At 42.5% G+C, this 19,197-nt stretch carries 17 protein-coding genes; 13 read left to right on the top strand and 4 right to left on the bottom strand.

What is annotated here, in order from left to right; translation table 11 throughout:
* The first annotated feature begins 145 nt into the window (after positions 1-145).
* The 3 genes from AOC03_RS06685 to sstT all read left to right on the top strand — a co-directional run bounded on the left by AOC03_RS06685 (position 146) and on the right by sstT (position 3,777).
* On the top strand, positions 146-1,813 hold the full coding sequence (locus tag AOC03_RS06685; RefSeq protein WP_062534425.1) for a leucyl aminopeptidase: 1,668 nt from the start codon (positions 146-148) through the stop codon (positions 1,811-1,813).
* Between the two features lie 49 nt (positions 1,814-1,862).
* Positions 1,863-2,324, top strand: a complete 462-nt coding sequence (locus tag AOC03_RS06680; protein ID WP_062534423.1) for a DNA polymerase III subunit chi — start codon at positions 1,863-1,865, stop codon at positions 2,322-2,324.
* A 250-nt stretch (positions 2,325-2,574) separates the two neighbouring features.
* Positions 2,575-3,777 carry a serine/threonine transporter SstT gene (sstT, locus tag AOC03_RS06675; RefSeq protein ID WP_062534421.1) on the top strand — a complete coding sequence of 401 codons (1,203 nt, stop codon included), beginning with the start codon at positions 2,575-2,577 and terminating at the stop codon, positions 3,775-3,777.
* 180 nt (positions 3,778-3,957) lie between these two features.
* Here the strand turns inward: sstT and AOC03_RS06670 are convergent, their stop codons facing one another.
* The gene (locus AOC03_RS06670) at positions 3,958-4,269 is read right to left on the bottom strand and encodes a chaperone modulator CbpM (protein WP_062534418.1); all 312 of its coding nucleotides are present in this window, start codon (positions 4,267-4,269) and stop codon (positions 3,958-3,960) included.
* Positions 4,270-4,381: 112 nt separating this feature from the next.
* The gene (locus AOC03_RS06665; RefSeq protein WP_062534416.1) at positions 4,382-5,383 is read right to left on the bottom strand and encodes a DnaJ C-terminal domain-containing protein; all 1,002 of its coding nucleotides are present in this window, start codon (positions 5,381-5,383) and stop codon (positions 4,382-4,384) included.
* A 456-nt stretch (positions 5,384-5,839) separates the two neighbouring features.
* Here AOC03_RS06665 and AOC03_RS06660 point away from each other — a divergent pair, with 456 nt between their 5' ends.
* Complete coding sequence (locus AOC03_RS06660) at positions 5,840-6,202, top strand: septal ring lytic transglycosylase RlpA family protein (protein ID WP_062534414.1); 363 nt, start codon at positions 5,840-5,842, stop codon at positions 6,200-6,202.
* 63 nt (positions 6,203-6,265) lie between these two features.
* On the opposite strand, the gene AOC03_RS06655 is transcribed toward AOC03_RS06660, so the two are convergent.
* The gene (locus tag AOC03_RS06655) at positions 6,266-8,326 is read right to left on the bottom strand and encodes an ATP-binding cassette domain-containing protein (protein WP_062534412.1); all 2,061 of its coding nucleotides are present in this window, start codon (positions 8,324-8,326) and stop codon (positions 6,266-6,268) included.
* A gap of 461 nt (positions 8,327-8,787) precedes the next feature.
* Here AOC03_RS06655 and erpA point away from each other — a divergent pair, with 461 nt between their 5' ends.
* The 9 genes from erpA (at position 8,788) to AOC03_RS06610 (ending at position 18,153) form a co-directional block, all read left to right on the top strand.
* On the top strand, positions 8,788-9,168 hold the full coding sequence (erpA, locus tag AOC03_RS06650) for an iron-sulfur cluster insertion protein ErpA (protein ID WP_062534410.1): 381 nt from the start codon (positions 8,788-8,790) through the stop codon (positions 9,166-9,168).
* 389 nt (positions 9,169-9,557) lie between these two features.
* On the top strand, positions 9,558-9,914 hold the full coding sequence (locus AOC03_RS06645; RefSeq protein ID WP_062534408.1) for a hypothetical protein: 357 nt from the start codon (positions 9,558-9,560) through the stop codon (positions 9,912-9,914).
* A 334-nt stretch (positions 9,915-10,248) separates the two neighbouring features.
* Positions 10,249-11,880 (top strand): glutamate--cysteine ligase, encoded by a 1,632-nt coding sequence (gene gshA, locus AOC03_RS06640; RefSeq protein ID WP_204247899.1) that lies wholly within the window; start codon positions 10,249-10,251, stop codon positions 11,878-11,880.
* Positions 11,881-11,948: 68 nt separating this feature from the next.
* A complete protein-coding gene (locus tag AOC03_RS06635; RefSeq protein WP_062534405.1) occupies positions 11,949-12,473 on the top strand; it encodes a disulfide bond formation protein B in 525 nt (174 codons plus the stop codon).
* 427 nt (positions 12,474-12,900) lie between these two features.
* Entirely contained in the window at positions 12,901-13,575 is a 675-nt protein-coding gene (locus AOC03_RS06630; RefSeq protein WP_062534403.1) for a copper resistance protein NlpE N-terminal domain-containing protein, read from the top strand.
* 174 nt (positions 13,576-13,749) lie between these two features.
* The gene (gene mpl / locus AOC03_RS06625) at positions 13,750-15,261 is read left to right on the top strand and encodes a UDP-N-acetylmuramate:L-alanyl-gamma-D-glutamyl-meso-diaminopimelate ligase (RefSeq protein ID WP_062534401.1); all 1,512 of its coding nucleotides are present in this window, start codon (positions 13,750-13,752) and stop codon (positions 15,259-15,261) included.
* Positions 15,262-15,665: 404 nt separating this feature from the next.
* Positions 15,666-15,920, top strand: coding sequence for a GlsB/YeaQ/YmgE family stress response membrane protein (locus tag AOC03_RS06620; protein WP_062534399.1), 255 nt, complete (start codon positions 15,666-15,668; stop codon positions 15,918-15,920).
* A 422-nt stretch (positions 15,921-16,342) separates the two neighbouring features.
* Positions 16,343-16,903: a peptide deformylase gene (gene def, locus AOC03_RS06615; protein WP_062534397.1), complete on the top strand. Its 561-nt coding sequence runs from the start codon at positions 16,343-16,345 to the stop codon at positions 16,901-16,903.
* A 74-nt stretch (positions 16,904-16,977) separates the two neighbouring features.
* The gene (locus tag AOC03_RS06610; RefSeq protein ID WP_062536567.1) at positions 16,978-18,153 is read left to right on the top strand and encodes a type III PLP-dependent enzyme; all 1,176 of its coding nucleotides are present in this window, start codon (positions 16,978-16,980) and stop codon (positions 18,151-18,153) included.
* Between the two features lie 106 nt (positions 18,154-18,259).
* On the opposite strand, the gene AOC03_RS06605 is transcribed toward AOC03_RS06610, so the two are convergent.
* Positions 18,260-19,147 (bottom strand): hypothetical protein, encoded by an 888-nt coding sequence (locus tag AOC03_RS06605; protein ID WP_204247898.1) that lies wholly within the window; start codon positions 19,145-19,147, stop codon positions 18,260-18,262.
* Positions 19,148-19,197: the final 50 nt, after the last annotated feature.

The following is a 19,197-nucleotide window of genomic DNA, read 5'->3' as shown; positions in this document are numbered from 1 at the left end:
TGCAAACATTACCTAAGCCTTACACACTGCGCAGTTGTCGCCTGATATGCTACACTACCACCATGGTTTGCTAGTCGACTACTATGAGTTAAGGCGTTAGCCATACACGTTTAATTCTCTGTCATTCTAATAAGGATAAAAATATATGAATATCACGTTAACTGAACAGTTACCACAAACGCATACTAAAAAAATCCTCAAAAAAGAAGCCAATGATAAAGATGCATCTTGTCTTGTCGTTTTAGTTGATGATAAGAAAAATATAGTAGCGGCATCCGCGTTAACCGAGTATCAAGACCGTATTGAACAATTGATTGACGTCTCACACTTTACTGGTAAAGCCTGTGAAACGGTTGCTGATTATGCCTTGGCTGGCGATAAGAAAACCACCAAGCAGAACCCTGTGCAACTATTATTAGTAGGCGTTGGTAGTCTGGATAAGCTTAGCAATACTATTCTACAAAAAATCGCCACGACCATTTATCAAAGCACCCAAAAACGTGTGGCTTCTATTACCGTAGCCTTAGGTGACGCCTTAGAAGCAGATGAGTTCGGTCAATTTGCCCTTAATTTATTAGCCGCAAGCTATCGTTTTGAAAAGTACAAATCTGAGCAATCAACGCCGGTCTTAACTGATATCTACCTGCTTGCAGATAGCACATTACAACCAACGTTAGAGTTTGCTGAATCGGTATTTGCCGGTCAAAGTCTGACCCGTGATGTTGCTAATGAGCCGGGTAATATTTGCTTCCCCGCCTACATGGCAGAGCAAGCGCAAGAATTAGCCAAAGCTTATCCTGACCTTTTAAAGGTGACGGTATTGGGCGAAAAAGAAATGGCTGCTTTAGGAATGGGTTGCTTCTTATCGGTCTCACAAGGTTCAACCAAAGAAGGTCAGCTGGTCATTTTAGAGTATCAAGGCAAATCTAAATTCAGCGCCAATACCGATACGCAGTCAGCGATCCAAAAAGCTACTACCAATGCGGCAAAAGTCAGCAACGGACTAAAAGCCATTACCGATAAGCTTCCACTTAAAGGCACTGGCAAAAAAGCGGTCAAAGAGGATAGTAACGCTCAAACCGCTAATGACGATGCGCCGATTGCCTTGGTTGGTAAAGGCGTGACCTTTGACTCAGGCGGTATCTCTATCAAACCGGGTGCGGCAATGGATGAGATGAAGTTTGATATGGGCGGTGCGGCTTCGGTATTGGGTACGATTAAAGCGTTATGCGCAGCGCGTCTGCCAATTAACGTCGTTGGTGCGCTTGCCTGTGCCGAAAATATGCCCTCAGGTGATGCCACGCGTCCTGGTGATATCGTAAAAGCAATGAATGGCAAATCGGTAGAAATCCTAAACACTGATGCCGAAGGTCGCTTGGTATTAGCCGATACGTTATGCTACGTACAGCGTTATCAGCCAAAAGCCATTATTGATGTGGCGACATTGACTGGCGCTTGTGTGGTCGCACTGGGTCATGTGCGCTCAGCAGTATTTAGTAACGATGAAGACGTGTTATTTGCCTTAGAAAATGCCAGTGCGCAGTCCGGTGATTTAATTTGGCACATGCCGTTAGATGATGCTTATCAACCGCAGATAGACTCGCCGATTGCTGATATCCAAAATATCGGTGGTAAATCTGCGGGTGCGGTTACTGCTGCATGTTTCTTAGCGCGATTTATTGAAGATGGTCAAGCGTGGGCGCATTTAGATATCGCGGGTACGGCATGGGTCTCTGGCGCGGATAAAGCGGCAACCGGTCGTCCTGTACCGTTATTTATGCAATATCTAAAAAACTGTGCGGACATGGCTTAACTTATTAATGAAAACTAATTTATGACCAATAATTAATGAATACCAGTTTATGAACGTTAGCTTTTACGTATTAAGCGAGAGTAAAGCCCAAGATGTCTTGGGCTTTATTTGTCAGTTGACGCAAACGGCACTAAATAAAGGCACTCAATCGCTGCTCATTCTTACTGAGGATGAGACGATGCTTGGCGTGCTTGATGATGCGCTGTGGGCGGATGAAGCTACTAGCTTTATTCCGCATCAACGTCTGGTTGCTTATGACACGATGACTGACAAAACAGCGTCAGCGGTAGCGCCCGTTTTACTAGGCGCTTATTTACCAGCAAATTTTAATGGCATTACCATTAATCTTACGTCTCGTCCTATTACTGACTTTATGACTGCAACCAACAATGCCACCCCAACGCGGGTACTTGAACTTATCCAACCTGATGCTGTAAGTATGCAAGCAGGGCGCGATAACTATAAGCATTATCAACAATTGGGCTATGAATTAACCCATTTTAAAGTATAGCCGACCTACTTTTATAACTATCACTCTCTCTAACTTCCTTTTATACCCTACCTTGCTGCTCATCTTCAAGATAGCTTTTTATCGTCTTAAAAATGGTGCACCCTTTTTATTGCAGTAGGCGAATATCCCAAAAAATGCTACCATCCCCCGCTTATTATAATATTGATATGTATAGTATTGATATGATTCAGCTTTCATGAGTGATGTTTGTTGAATAAAACCAGTAATTAACTTAAGTAAAGGTGGGGTAATGCGTTCATTGATTGCGATGTACCAGCGAATAGGGCTAGTACCGCTGATTATTATTGGCTTAATATTAGGGGTGTTGATTGGATGGCTTGCACCTAGTATTGGCATTGCCTTGGGCTTGCTCGGCACGTTATTTGTGGGTGCGCTAAAAGCGGTCGCACCAGTGTTGGTGTTTGTTTTAGTCATGGCAGCGATTAGCCAGCATCGTAGTGGCAATGAGGTTTTCGTCAAGCCGGTCATTATTATGTATATGTTCGGCACTTTTTTGGCGGCGCTGACAGCGGTGGTGGCAAGTAAGTTATTTCCCACCAAGTTGGTATTAATCAATGCCACTCTTGAGCAAGCCCCTCCTGCTGACCTACAAGAAGTACTGACCAATTTACTGCTTAATTTGGTTGCTAACCCTGTTAACGCCATTGCTGAAGCCAACTATATCGGCATCTTAGCGTGGGCAATTATCATCGGCTTTGCGCTCAAACATGCCAGCGCTGCCACGCGCACAGTGGTCAGTGATTTTGCCGATGCCATCTCGCAAGTGGTCAAATGGGTGATTGCCTTAGCACCCTTTGGTATTTTGGGCTTGGTTGCCAATACCATCGCCGTTACTGGCTTTGAGGCATTGGAGACTTATTGGCGACTGTTAAAGGTATTAATCGGCTGTATGCTGTTTATTGCTTTGGTTGCCAATCCTTTAATCGTGTTTGTAAAAACGAGAAGAAATCCCTATCCACTGGTATTTACCTGCTTGCGTGAATCAGGCATTACGGCATTTTTTACTCGCAGCTCAGCGGCAAATATTCCGGTCAATATGAATCTTGCTGGCAAGCTCGGTCTGCACGAAGACACCTATTCTGTGACCATTCCACTGGGCGCGACTATTAATATGGCAGGTGCGGCAATTACGATTAACGTGCTCACCCTTGCCGCCGCGCATACCTTGGGCATTGAAGTGACGTTTGCCTCGGCTTTATTATTGAGCATTGTCGCGACCATTAGTGCGTGCGGCGCATCGGGCGTGGCTGGCGGCTCATTGCTACTGATTCCCCTTGCCTGTAGCTTATTTAACATTCCAAATGAACTTGCCATGCAAGTGGTTGCCATTGGCTTTATTATTAGCGTGGTGCAAGACTCTGCTGAAACGGCATTAAACTCATCAACTGACGTTTTATTCACGGCAGCAGCCGATCCAAAGTATGCACGTTGATAAGTATGCGCGTTAATCATATTTAAAAGCTAACGCAGCATTATTTCTAACCATAAAAAAGGGCAATGAGTGCCCTTTTTTGTTGTCTAGTTTTTACTAAACGGCTTACCATATTTTAAAGCATTGGCTATTTAAAACATAAGCCTGTTTACGCCTAAGCTACTTTGTACCTAAGCCTTTTTAATCTTCACTCTCAATCATTTGCGTATGCATATCCCACTGACGTTTAAATTGACGGAGCTGCTCAATCTCCTCTAACAAGTCCAATATCAGCCCCAACGCTGGCACACTGGCATCAAAATCTCGACTCAACCGCGCGGCACGGCGCACGGTGGTCAGCTGGTAGCCGCTAAATTGTCTACTTTCAGGCACATCGTAATCGATAATACTTTCTTCAATCAATGCCATAACCCATTGCGGTTCTTGTCCGCATGCCGCAACTAGCTCATCTAAGCTCATGACAATATCGGTTAATTCAGGTGAGTGTTTCATCATTATTATCCTCGTTCGCTTTTTATGTCATCATTATCGTATGGTCATCTCTATTACAGTTGTTAAAGGAGTACAGTTATTAAAGGCTATTAATCAGAACAATGCTTAACGCTTAACGATTAATAGTCGTATCAGCAAAGGCTTGTTTGAGCTGCTCATAGGCTTGTATTTCTTCGTCAGTGGTCACTTTAGGATTGACGATAGTTAAGGTTAAATATAAATCGCCTGCTGCTTTAGCCGGAATACCTTTGCCTTTAAGTCGTAAGTTACTGCCCGATTTGGTGTTTTTTGGAATAGTGACACCCAACGTTCCTGCTGGCGTAGTGACGTTAATTTTTTCACCCAGTGCTGCTTCCCATGGGGTGATATTGACGGTTTGATAAACATTGGCGCCATCTAAGCGTATATTACTGGGATGATTAATTTTAACTTTTAAGAATAAATCACCATTTTTGCCGCTACCACTGCCCGCTGCCCCTTGTCCGGCTAAGCGAATTTGTTTGCCATCAGTGATGCCTTTTGGAATTTTAATTTTTAAGGTTTTATTATCATAGCTGACATCACCATTTATTTGGCGCACCGGAACATTCAGTTTAATACTGTAGTCATCGCCACTATAGACTGACGCCAAATCAACATTAATCTCCGCGTGCTGATCTTGACCTTTGTTATCTTGATGGCTAAAACCACCGCCAAATTGATCAAAGCCGCCACGCTGAGACTGACCGCCTTGACCGCGTGCACCGCCACCAAAAGCAGAGAAAATATCGTCGAAACGAAAACCGCCACCACCAAAAGCTTGACCTTCACCGAACTGACCACTCATATCTTCCCAGCGTTGACCACCGCCACCACCCGCCTGTCCACCAAAGCCTGCATTACCGCCGCGCCCAGCAAATGGGTTGGCAAGCATGGCATCATATTCTGCACGCTTGTCTTTATCTCTTAGGGTCTCATAAGCATTATTAATTTCGGCAATTTTATTATCAGCATCCGGAGCATCGCTGACATCGGGATGATATTGACGCACAAGCTTACGGTATTTTTTTTTGATATCCGCATCTGAGGCATCTTTTTTGACACCTAAAATGTCATAGTAGTTTTTTTCTGCCATTGTCGTTTTCCCTTAATAATAGGTAAAAGCTTTTTAATAATGAGGGTTATGCAAATTTTAAACGCTATGATACTGAAGTTTATCTGACTATATAACAATAGTCTGTACCTTTACGCTAATAATAAAACAGACGCTAACAATAAAAGAGTCTGACTAATAATAGCCATCAATACCAAAGATTCAATCCTGCCATTTATTCAAATTATGTCACGTGATTACGATTTTATTATCAGCAGCGATGACATTAATTCTAGCATCATTATTTTTTAAGGATTGTTACTGCACTGTCATATCAATCGGAGAAAAAGTAACTTTGGATATGGGTGTCTTGTACATGGCGGTAAGAACGAGGCAAGCTTAGTCCTGTAAAATATGTATATTATTCATAGTCATAGAGAATATGAATAGCATAGGCAAGGGTATCTGTCTATCTTATAAATTGCGAAAAGGTATTAAATGTCTTATTTTATAAAATCTTTGATAGTCACGTTATCACTGTTATTAACGACCAGCGTTTTTGCCGCTAACACCAGTTATTACGGTAGTAAATTTCATGGTAAACGTACGGCAAGTGGTAGTATCTTTAATATGAACTCTCTGACCGCTGCGCATAAAACGCTGCCGTTTGGTACGAAAGTGCAAGTAACCAACAAAAAGACAAAAGAGAGCGTGGTCGTAAAAATTACGGATAGAGGTCCATATATTGGTGGACGAGTCTTGGATTTATCGAAAGCGGCAGCAAGTAAAATAAGCTGTCAGCTTTGTACAACCAGTATGAAGATATTGTCGTATGGTGATGGCAAATATCGTCGGTTATAAGCGAACAAAAAGGGGAAAGCATAAGCTCTCCCCTTTTTTATGGGCTAAAGGTTGGTTTATCAACTAAGCAGATTTTGCTTCCATTTCTTCCAATGTAGTCATGGCATGTAATAGCTTTTCTTCATTTTCACTGTGCTGTTGCTGCTGCGTGGTTTGCTCGTTTAATAACGCCATTAAATCAGACTTACGACTGTCCTCATAGAGTTCGGTATCAGCAAGTTTTTCTTCAAGCATAGCCAAGGCAGCATCAATCTTGACCAATGCCTTTTCAGAATTCTCAATATCACGGCGAATAGGCGCGGTAAGCTTACGCTGTTCAGCCGCTAGTTTGCGCTGCTCTTCTTTACTGAGCGACGATGATACCTCTGACTTAGGATTTGCTAGTTTTTTTTTAGCGTGCTTGTAATTATCAGGCTGAGAAACGTGATTTTCAGCATCAGTTTCACGTGAAACATCATCTTTATTCACGAATTTTTTCTTAGCTTTTTTATTCTTGCCTTTTTTATCAGCGCCTTTATCTGAGCTATTGGCTTCTTTACGCTTGTCAGAAAGCCATTTGCCATAATCGCTGATGTCGCCATCAAACTCATCGATTTGACCGTCATGCACGAGGAACAATTCATCGCAGACATTGGCAATCAGTTCGCGATCATGCGAAACCAACACCACTGCGCCTTCAAAACCTTGCAATGCCATGGTTAATGCTTGGCGCATTTGTAAATCTAAATGGTTGGTTGGCTCATCGAGTACCAAGACATTCGGACGTTGCCAAACAATCAACGCTAACGTTAAACGGGCACGCTCGCCACCTGAGAACAGCTCACTTGGAGTGTCGATACGTTCACCACGAAAGTCAAAACTGCCTAAAAATGAGCGTAATTCAGCGTCGGACGTCTTACCAGCCAAACGGCGCATCATCTGTAACGGGGTAGCCGCAGCGTCTAAAGCATCCATTTGATGCTGATTAAAATAGCCCAATTTGAGCGTGTCGGAGACGTTATAGGTGCCAGATAATACTTTCAGCTCACCGACTAAGGCTTTAATCAAGGTTGATTTACCCGCGCCATTCATACCCAGTAAACCGATACGAGTATCAGGTGTTACTTGAATATTGGCATTATGCAGCATCGGCGTATCGGTGTAGCCAATACCGGCATTGGTCAGCTCAATAAGTGGTGAGCTCATATTTGCCGGCTCATAAAACTGGAACGAGAACGGGTTGTCAGCCATCATCGGTGACAACTCGCTCATACGTTCAAGCTGTTTGATACGGCTTTGCGCTTGTTTTGCCTTACTAGCTTTGGCACGGAAACGACGAATAAAATCGTCCAAATGCGCCTTAGTCGCTTCTTGCTTTTCAAACGCTTGCTGCTGCTGTGCCATGCGCTCATGACGGGTGCGAATAAACTGCTGATAGTTACCGGTATACAAGGTGATTTTCTTTTGCTCAACGTGCAAAATATGCCCAACAGTATTATCCAAAAAGGCTTGGTCATGCGAGATCACGATAACGAGACCCATAAAGGCATTAATCCACGTCTCAAGCCACAGAATAGCATCCAAGTCCAAATGGTTGGTGGGCTCATCGAGTAACATTAAGTCAGCACGGCTCATCAAGGTTTTCGCCAAGTTTAAGCGCATACGCCAGCCACCAGAAAAGCCTTCGACTGGCAGTTCATGCTGATTGGTATTAAAGCCCAAACCCGCCATAATTTGTGCCGCTTTGGTGGGTGTACGATAGCCGTCAACTTCATCAAACTGCTGATGCAATACGCCAATTTGGTCATCGCTAACGGTGCTTAAATCACTTAAAGCGGCATTGATTTTATACCACTGTTCATCACCGCTCAGTACATAATCAATCGCCGTCTGCGCGCTTGCGCCCACTTCCTGCGCCATGTGCGCCACATGCCAACTATCCGGAATACTCACTTCTCCGCGATCGACGGTAACTTCCGTATCACCTGTGCCCATCCGCGTTAATAACAAGGCAAATAAGGTTGATTTTCCGGTTCCGTTGTTGCCCGTCAAGCCTACTTTGTGACCTGGATGTAGCTGAAAGCTAGCACCAGCAAATAATTCACGACCATCACGGCGAACACCAACGTCTTTAAATTCGATCATAGGGTTTTTTCATCTCAAGGGTTTTGTAAAAAGTATCATTAACACTAATAACTGGATAAGCAAAGCACGCACAACGCGCACCAACTGCGCGCTATTATTTCAAACGCCTAACAGATAGGCAAACAATTAAATAAGTATTTCATAATTAAGCTTTTATTATCGCTAAACCAAGTGTTTTTCGGCACCACATAATGCTTCTCTTTTAGCGTACACTACTATTGTCCTTGACAAATCTATCATTACCCCAATTATGCTATAATAGCAAAACACTATTGACATCAGGTAGTTAAGCGCTATTCCCTTTATATCAATCCTCTATTTTTGATTCTTTAAAGGTCGTGATGTAGCGCTAATCCTATCGTTATCAGGAACTATTTATCCTGAATGATTCTAAGCAATAGTCATCCTATTTTTCCCCACAATAACAACCACAATATCCGATTTTAGCCATTGAGGTAATCATGAGCACAGCAACCAACCAATATAATCCAAGCGCCAATCAGCCTGTAGATCCAACCGTTTTAAACCTGACAGACAGCGCCGCGCAAAAGGTTCGGCGTCTGCGTGAAGAAGAAGGCGACAGTAACCTTATGCTACGTGTGTATGTCACCGGTGGCGGCTGTTCAGGCTTCTCTTATGGTTTTAACTTTGCCAATGAGCTGAATGAAGATGATGCTAATTTTGATAATAATGATGTGACGCTAGTCGTTGATTCACTCAGCTATCAGTATTTGCAAGGCTCGACTGTTGATTATACTGAAGGCTTAGAGGGCGCGCGTTTTATCGTCCAAAACCCGAATGCGACGACCACTTGTGGTTGTGGCTCGTCATTCTCTATTTAAGACAGTCTCTTATATTAATAATCATCACATTAATATAAGAGCCACACTATTAAAGCCAAATCCTTATGTCTTAACACCATAACCGCTTTACATACGTCACTTTTAAATATGTCATTATTACCATAGCACGGTATAAATAGTATACAACTGTACTCCAAACGACGTTTTAATGACCGATGACTCAGCCTAGAGCGCAGTTAATCGGTTTTTTATTGTATTGTTATTAAGTTATGATTAAATAATGCCAGAAATTAGGTAGCTACGTTAAACAAGTTAGATAACACTATTATATGAACTATAAAAATAATGCTTAACCATAACGACTATTACTAATAACTACTTAAAAAAATTCTAAATACACTTTTATATATTCTTGAAGGAATAATACGATGGCTAGATTATCACTTGATCCATTAAATGAAATTGACGGTTTTATCGCAGCAGCTTTAGTTCATAGCGAATCTGGTTTGGCGCTTGCCACGGTAGGTACGGGTATTGACCTTGAGCTTGCCGCTTCTGGCAATACTGAAGTCTTGCGTGCCAAACGTAAAGTCGCTGATGCGCTCGGTCTTGATGAAAGTATTGAGGACGTCCTCATCACCTTAAGCAAGCAATATCACTTGCTGCGTCCCCTTGTGCGTAATAGTAATTTGTTTTTATATTTAGTACTTGATCGTCAAAAGTCTAATCTTGCGATGGCACGCCATAATCTCAAAACCTTCGAGACTGAACTCGATTTCTCATAAGCTCCTTGTATCTCACATCGCAATTTTCTATCTGTGTGTAGCTATCTGTGTATAGAGAGTATGTTTGTCAAAAAAGCATTTACCTATTGGGTAGGTGCTTTTTTTAATACTCAATTTAAAAAAAGCAATTTAAAAAGTTCATAGCAGCCACTTAACAACTACTTTATGTCGTAAATTTCGTCAAGCTGATCTTTAGCAAAGGTGACTGGTTTTGTAATTGCACATAGTTTTTAAGCCTGCTTTGGGCTAAACTGACTGCATTAATGACACTACATTTCCATCGATTCTGAGCAAGTCCAACTGGTCATTGCTCTGCCATAATAAATAACAATAGATGACTATTATGAGTAATTTTGCCCCGACCTTTGCCAATTTTGACATCCCAAGCTGGTTTAAGACCCAACACTTGGCAGGAATGCTGCGCGGTATCGAAAAAGAAGGGCTACGCGTGCGACCTGATGGCTATTTGGCACAGACACCGCATCCAGCAAAGCTTGGCTCAAAATTGACCCATCCGTTTATCACCACCGATTATTCGGAAAGTTTACTTGAGCTGATTACCGATCCGAAAGAGTCCCCAAAAGAGACGCTAAACATGCTGCGGCAGTTGCACGTCTTGGTCTATAAAGCCTTACCTGAAGAAGAGCTGATGTGGCCATTATCCATGCCCTGCATGCTGTCAGCGAATGATGAAGATATTCCACTCGCAGACTATGGCAGCTCGAATACGGGTAAACTTAAAACCCTGTATCGTAGTGGTTTGGGTATTCGTTATGGTCGCCGGATGCAGACGATTGCAGGGTTGCACTATAACTTATCATTCGGTGATGGGCTGTTTGAATATTGGCACACTCAAGCTGCTGATACGCAAAATCAGACGCAAAAACAGGCAGAAAATCAGCCGCAAGACCAAAACCAAGCACAGTCCTTGTCAGCATTCAAAAATGCCAAATACTTAGGGCTGATTCGTAATTTTAAACGTCTGACCAGTCTCATTCTTTATTTATTAGGCGCAAGCCCAAGCGTCTGTCCATGCTTTCTTGCCGGACGTGAGCATGACTTAGAATTGCTCAACGACTCGACCTATTATAAGCCTACTGCCACCAGCCTGCGTATGGGCAAACTTGGCTATACCAATAGTGTGCAAGAGCATTTGGATATCCGTTATAACTATTTGCCTGAATATGTTGACGGTCTGCGCCGCGCTATTAAGACACCGCATGAAAGCTTTCAAAAACTGGGCTTAAATGATGCAGATGGCAATCCTATCCAAATCAATGATCATATTCTACAAATAGAAAACGAATACTACAGCCCTATTCGCCCCAAACAAATCGCCGCCAGTGGTGAAACGCCAACTGAGGCGTTAGAGCGTCGTGGCATTGCCTATGTTGAATTTCGCGCCATTGATTTAGACCCATATAGCGATGTCGGTATCCGCTTATCCAGCGCCTGTTTCTTAGAAGTGATGGCACTTTATTGTCTGCTTAATGACTCACCAGAGCTGCTGCCGGCAGAAGAAGATGAATTGGCGATTAACCTTGAACGCGTGGTCAATGAAGGTCGCCGTGAGGGTTTAACTATCCTAAATAATGGCTCTGAACAGCCATTAGAGAGCTGGATGCTAGACCATTTAAGCAATATGCAGCCGTTAGCAGCCCTGCTTGATGCGCACTATGGCGGTAACGACTATCGAGCGGCAGTCGCTTTAATGCAAGGGAAAGCAGGTCATTCTGAGTCCACTATTTCTGCACAAGTCAACGCTGACAGTGAACGTTTAGGCAGTATGTGGCAGCTTGGATTTACCTTGGCACAGCAGCATCGCGATTCCTTATTACAGCAAACGTTAAGCCCCAATACTCAAGCTAAATATGAAGTGTTGGCAGAAAAATCTATTTTGCAGCAAGCAGAAATTGAAGCCGCGGAAACTGAAGACTTTATGCAATTCTTACAGCAATATCGTTAAGAGTTTTCCCTTTACGCCTGATGAAACAACGCGCAATGAAACAATATCTTTATAGAAGTAGGAATTTAATGCTGCAACTGACCACTTATCGTAACCTGCAATGGCTATTGGTATTAACGACTGTCATTGGTATGGGCTACGCGCTATTTTTCTTGCAACGATATATGGGGCTATCACCCTGTCCGCTGTGTATTTTTCAGCGTATTGGGCTCATGGTAATGGGTACTTTTGCGCTGATTGCTGCGCTGTGGCATCCTAAATCAATGCCCATCAAGTTGGTATTGTGGCTGGGTAGTGTGGTGGGTATCGGCTGGGCAACGGCGATTGCAGGACGGCACGTATGGTTACAACATTTACCTGCCGACCAAGTGCCGTCATGTGGTCCTGGTTTAGACTACTGGCTCGACACCCTACCGATGCAACAAGTCTTACATGAAGTGCTTGCCGGTTCCGGTGAATGTGCGTCGGTTGCTTGGCGCTTCTTAGGGCTCAGTATCCCTGAGCAATCGTTGATATTCTTTATTGTTTTATTACTTATCCATGCGCTGATATTTTGGCGTATTGTGCGCCCCATGTCGTCTAATCCATTCTAACACCTTGTAATATTAGCACCCGTTAATCATCAACCTTGCACGCTTATGATATTAAAAAGCCCAGTCGCTGACTGATTAAGCGACTGGGCTTTTTAATACAAATTTTTCATACCTACAACAAAAAGGTTACATAACCGCTTTTAGGGTTTGATATCTTGTATCAGTTTATAGGAGTTATCCAAATTTGGACTGATATCATGCATCAGCTGCATATAAACAGTCTTTTTTGATGACCATATTTGTGATATGCCTCTAAGAGGCTACTTTTAAGTAAATAAGATAGTACTCTTAAGTAAATCTTTTTAAGACGCCATTTTTACAACGATGACTAATTGAGATGGCGCGTCGATATGGTGAGATGATGATGGCTTCCTACACTCGCTATTTCTCGCTGCTATCTATCTGAGGTTTACAGGTTGTTGAGATAATGATGAGATATTCTGCACCACTACTTTCTATACTTACTAAATCTATTAGCGTCACGACGTCATCATGTCGTGTTGGACGCTTGGGCTTGGTATTGCCGCTGTCTTTTTGTGTGCTACTTATCGGCTGCGATGCCCAATCGTCTTCGAGTCCTGCTCTTAATGGTTCAGTAAATAGCAAAAATGCCAGCGACTCAATGATGCAAAGTCTGACCTCTGACGATACCTCAGCACCATCAGAAGCTAGTACGGCTAACGTTGATGAAAGTATAGAGAGTGAAGATGAAGGTCAATCGCTGATTGCTATTGCTAGAACAGATGACAGTAATCGCGCGCGACGGGCGCCGATGATTTCAGCGCAGAATACGGATAGTACGCTACAAGCCACGTTAATTGGTGATTATACTGGTATGTTGCCCTGCTCATTCTGTGATGGGATATCGCTTACTCTAAATTTATTTTCTGATGGTTCAGTATTAAAAACCAGTGTGTATCAAAATCCAGAATCTCCCCGACTGCCATTGACTGAATCAGGGGTCTATCGCCAAGATGACAATAGGATTATCGTTGTCTATGGCGATAAGAGTCTTGAATCTTATCGCATTCAAGGCAATCATCTGATAATGATGAATAAGGATAAAGTACCCGATGCTGACTATACGCTATCGCGTAAATAAAATGATATCTCAGGTTCTGACCCCTTACCCTTATTGACGCCTATTTATTAGGCGTTTTTTATTGGTGTGGTTTTTGTTGGAGATAAGGCAGTGTTTACTTTACAATAACTACCATTCATTTTTACTTTCTCTACTTCTTTTATTTATATTTCTTTTATTGAGCGCGGAACGTCTATGCATATTCATATTCTTGGTATTTGTGGCACTTTTATGGGCTCGCTCGCGTTATTGGCACGGGCATTGGGGCATACGGTCACCGGTTCAGATGCCAATGTTTATCCTCCAATGTCGACCCAACTTGAGAAGGCGGGCGTGACGATTAGCGAAGGCTATTTGGTACAGCATTTACAGCCGACACCAGATTTAGTCGTGGTTGGTAATGCCATGAAGCGCGGTATGGACGTCATTGAATATATGTTAGATAAAGGTATGCGTTATACCTCAGGACCACAGTTTTTATCGGAGCAAGTGCTGCAATCACGTCATGTCTTAGCGGTTGCTGGTACCCATGGTAAAACCACCACCACCACGATGTTGGCATGGATACTTCATTATGCTGGGATCGATGCTGGGTTTTTAATTGGTGGCGTGCCGTTAGTCGATACCACAGATGAGCACTTACAACAGGTGTTTGCGCATAGTAGCTATTTGGGTTCGGACACTCTTGATGATACAAAACAGAGTCAAGAATCAGGCACAAAGACAGCAGGTTACTTTGTCATTGAAGCCGATGAGTATGATTCAGCATTTTTTGATAAGCGTTCCAAATTTGTGCATTATCGCCCGCGTACTGCTATTTTAAACAACCTTGAATTTGACCACGCCGATATTTTTGCCGACTTAAACGCCATTCAAACTCAGTTCCATCACATGATACGCATGATTCCGAGCACAGGTAAAATTATCATGCCAGCAGCAACGGCTAGCTTAGAAGAGACACTGGCAAAAGGCGTTTGGACACCGGTTTGGCGCACAACAGTAACTGACCGTCAATCTTCTACTAACCATAACGCGGCTATAGCAACGACTAACAGCAATTGGCAAGCAGAGCTGATTACCGCCGATGGCAGTCAATTTAACGTCAGTTTTGCAGAAGATAAAACAACGACCGCCACGGTAGATTGGTCAATGAGCGGCATTCATAATGTGAATAATGCCCTAGTTGCCATCGCGGCAGCCTACAATATTGGCGTAAATATCGAGACGGCATGTGCAGCGTTGTCGGCTTTTGCAGGTATTAAGCGCCGGATGGAGCTTATTGGCGATGTGAACGACATCCTAGTCTTCGACGATTTTGCCCATCACCCCACTGCCATTACCACTACCTTAGATGGTGCGAAGAAGAAACTCGCAGGTCGGCGCATTTGGTCGATTATTGAGCCACGTAGCAACACCATGAAAATGGGCATTCACCAAAACAGCTTGGCACAATCGGCGGCACTTGCCGATCATACGATTTGGTATGAGCCAAATGGTCTTGAATGGGGTCTAAAAGAAGTGATTGAGCGTGCCACTGTCGCCAATACAGCAAACGGTGATATGGGTCATCAACAAGTCATGCGTAGTGTCGATGGCATCATTGAGCATATTCGCACACATGCTGTTGCCGGTGATGCCATTATTATCATGTCCAATGGCGGCTTTGAAGGCATTCATGAACGCTTACTACATGCATTACGTGATTAATTTTCTTCAGCTAAAATAAGACAGTAAAGCCTTTAGCCCATACCAACATGGCTAAAATTGCCAATAGCGCCACTCTTGATGACCAATACATTAAGAGTGGTGCTACTTTTTATAGCGCTACTTTTTATGGTTGTCTTTGTTATGGCGTTATTTTTAGATTCGCTTATCAAAAACAAAGGACACAAATACTGTCTTTCGTTATCGTTAAACCTACCTTGGTAACCTTTCATTTACCTAAAGCATCTGCATAATAGCAATTCGCCCCATTCTCTGACATAGCGCCTACACAGATAACAATTTGCGCTTACTTTTTAAATTATTGATTGATTACAATAACTTCATCAAATAAGTAGTCGATGATAAATAAAAATATAATGAATAATGAATAAATTAGGAGAATAGAAATGGGCTTTATCTGGATGATTATCGTAGGTTTGGTGGCTGGTCTTTTGGCGCGTGCGATTAAACCGGGCAGCGATCCCATGGGTTGGATTATGACCATTATTTTAGGTATTGTTGGTGCTCTAATAGGTGGCTTTGTAGCCAGCGCAGTTGGTATTAATGCTAATGGTGGCTTTACTGGTTTAATATTCTCAGTGATTGGCGCGATTATATTATTGTTCTTATATGAATTTATTATGAGCAAACGCCATGTATAGCCTTGTATAACTGATGCTATTCTAACCACGGCACGGTAGCGCAAATCAAGAGACCTTATTTTATATAAGGTCTTTTTTTATCGTCTACAAAATGTCTGTAAAAACAAACATCCGTAAAAATCAATACTGATTTATTTACACTATTACAGCCCCTTATTATCAGTCCTGAAATATAGCAACTTTATAATATCAACATGAATATGAGGATAGCAAAAAATAGGAATTGGTAGTAAATGAGATTTATCGCTATTGATGACGGTATTGCTGTCAGTATTAATAACGGTGACATTTATCACTATGGTTAGGCTCTTTAGTTGCATTTATGGTGATAACCCCTGAAAGTCATTGATATATGTTACTTTTATCCCCATTTACCTTATAATAATCCGCCTATTCTAATCCGTATTTCTGAGGTGAGCCATATGGCATTACTCCCTATCTTAAGCTATCCTGACCCGCGTTTACGTACGATTGCGACGCCAGTAAAAGATATTACTGATGATATTAAAACGTTAATATCCGACATGATTGCCACCATGTATGACGCCCAAGGTATTGGGCTTGCTGCTACCCAAGTTGATCGCCATATTCAGCTGATTGTCATGGATTTATCGGAAGATAAAGACGCGCCAATGGTGTTCATCAATCCTAAAGTCACGCCATTAGTAGAAGAAAAACAGCCGTATGAAGAGGGCTGTCTATCGGTACCGGACGTTTATGATAAAGTTGAGCGCCCTAATAAAGTGCGTATCCAAGCGTTAGATCAAGATGGGCAAGTGATTGATAAGGAAGCCGATGGCTTACTGGCGGTTTGTATTCAGCATGAGATGGACCATTTAAATGGGGTCATATTTGTGGATTATTTATCGCATCTAAAACAAACACGTGCGCGTGATAAAGTTCGTAAAGTATTAAAAGTGCGCGACAAGCAGCAGCTAGATCACGACAGAAAAGTTAAAGAAGCGCAACCTACTCCGGTTTAATTGAAAGCTAATGCTATTTCTTCTATTGTTTACCGCTCGTTTATTATTGATATAAAAGGCTTCGTACCATGACCATGATCAAAATTGACCAGTATTTTGACCCTGCCGGTTGGCAGAAATTCACTCAAGCTGCAGAAGGTCGTGAGACTCCTTTTTTAGTAGTTGATCTTAATCGTATTAAAATCAAATATAATGAGATGGTAAATCTGTTTCCAACCGCCAAAATTCATTATGCGATGAAAGCCAGTCCTGCGGTAGAAGTGATTAATTTACTTGCCGATTTAGGTTCAAACTTTGATTGCGCGTCGGTTTATGAGCTTGATCGGGTACTTGATAGTGGGGTTGATGCGTCGCGTATTTCTTATGGCAATACCATCAAAAAAGCCAAAGATGTGAAATATGCTTATGACAAAGGCGTGCGTTTATATGCCACTGACTCCGAAGCTGATTTGAAGAATATTGCTGAGTTTGCACCCGGCTCAAATATCTTTGTACGCATTTTGGTCGAAGGCTCAGATACCGCTGAGTGGCCACTGTCACGCAAGTTTGGTTGCCATCCCAATATGGCGATTGACCTGCTGATTCAGGCGCATGAATTGGGCTTAGTGCCGTATGGTATTTCTTTCCACGTCGGCAGCCAGCAAAGAGATGTGGCGGCATGGGACGATGCGTTGGCTAAAGTTAAATATATGTTTGACTGGATGCTAAATGAAGAGCACATTAAGCTACAAATGATTAATTTGGGTGGCGGTTTTCCTGCTAATTATCTGAGTGAAGTCAATCCGATACAGGTTTACGCTGAAGAAGTGAAGCGCTACTTAAGCGAAGATTATAATGAAGATGACATGCCAGAAATCATTCTTGAACCAGGACGCTCATTGGTCGGTGGCTCAGGCGTACTGGTCAGTGATGTGATATTAATTTCACGTAAGTCACAGACTGATTTGAAACGTTGGGTCTATACCGATGTGGGACTCTTTCAAGGGCTGATTGAAACCTTAGGTGAGGCGATAAAATATCCTATTTATACGCCTAAAATGGAGACCTCAACCAGTCAAGGTACAGTGGTATTGGCAGGTCCAACCTGTGATTCAGCCGATATTATGTATGAAGAAACTGGCTATCAGTTGCCGCAAGAGCTTGAGATTGGCGATAAAATATTTTGGCTAACCACAGGCGCTTATACCAACTCTTATTCGTCTGTTGAGTTTAATGGCTTCCCGCCGTTGGACGTGGTTTATGTTGATTAATTCCAAATAAATTTATGCTTATAAAAAAGCGCGGTACTGTTATTGACAGTATCGCGCTTTTTTATTTTAAAAATTTTTTATGCATATTAAATTATTTAACGAATAATTACTGAACCAATAACTGTATCGGTATGCTGTTATTGCTGTTTATTGCGCTATTGCCATGCATATTTGAACGTTGATTTTGCAAATTTTGCGATATCTGTCCAATAGTAACCCACTGTCCGCGCGGAACGGTAATTCTAGTATTTAAGCTTTGGTATTGAATCGCACGGTTATGATAATTGCCTTGATTATATGACAGATTTGGTTTGACGTGCACTTCATTCACTTGCGCCAATTGTACCTCAACTTGTCCATTCGCTAATAACCTTGGGATGACTTGAATCCCTTGGGTGGTCGGCAATAACACCTGCTGTTGGATAATAATCTGTCTTGAGGATTGATTGTAAGGGGAATAAATAGTGGCATTATAATTTTGCGTGAGTGACCAAAGCATCCCAGTGCTGATACTGGCGGCACTGCCGGAGAGCGTTTGTACTTGATATAAACTGCTGCTTTGCTGCTGATTATTACTTTGATTAATGATGCCGCTGCCTTGAATACCTTGGTTATTAATAATTACCTGACCTTGACGAATATTGCCTTGGGCACTGCTATTATTACCCACGCGCACGGCAACCGTCAGTGCTTGCGGTTGGGTATCAATTTGTGTGAGTAATTGCTGTACGGCTTGATAATTGGCGGGTGTGGTATTCAGTACCAGTTTATCTTGATAAGTCGTCACTGAGCCGCCATCGGCACTGGCGCTCAGCTGTTGGCGGACGGCAGGTAGCAAGGTTTCACCGCCATAAGTAGCAATGACATAGGTTTGAAAAGGGGCAGCATGGGTAAAGATAGGTAATAGAATAACGCTTAGTGCAATTGCTATTAGCTGCGCATGAAAAAAATTAGTACCAAGAAAACCCGTCAGATGACATTTTTCTATGTGCATGCGTCACTCCTTATTATCACCTTATGAGCTCATTTCGAGATTCTTATGAT

It is taken from the genome of Psychrobacter urativorans (genome assembly GCF_001298525.1).
Classification (GTDB): Bacteria; Pseudomonadota; Gammaproteobacteria; order Pseudomonadales; family Moraxellaceae; genus Psychrobacter; species Psychrobacter urativorans_A.
The sequence above is the reverse complement of the archived record's forward strand: the minus strand, read 5'-3'. Positions and strand labels throughout refer to the sequence as shown.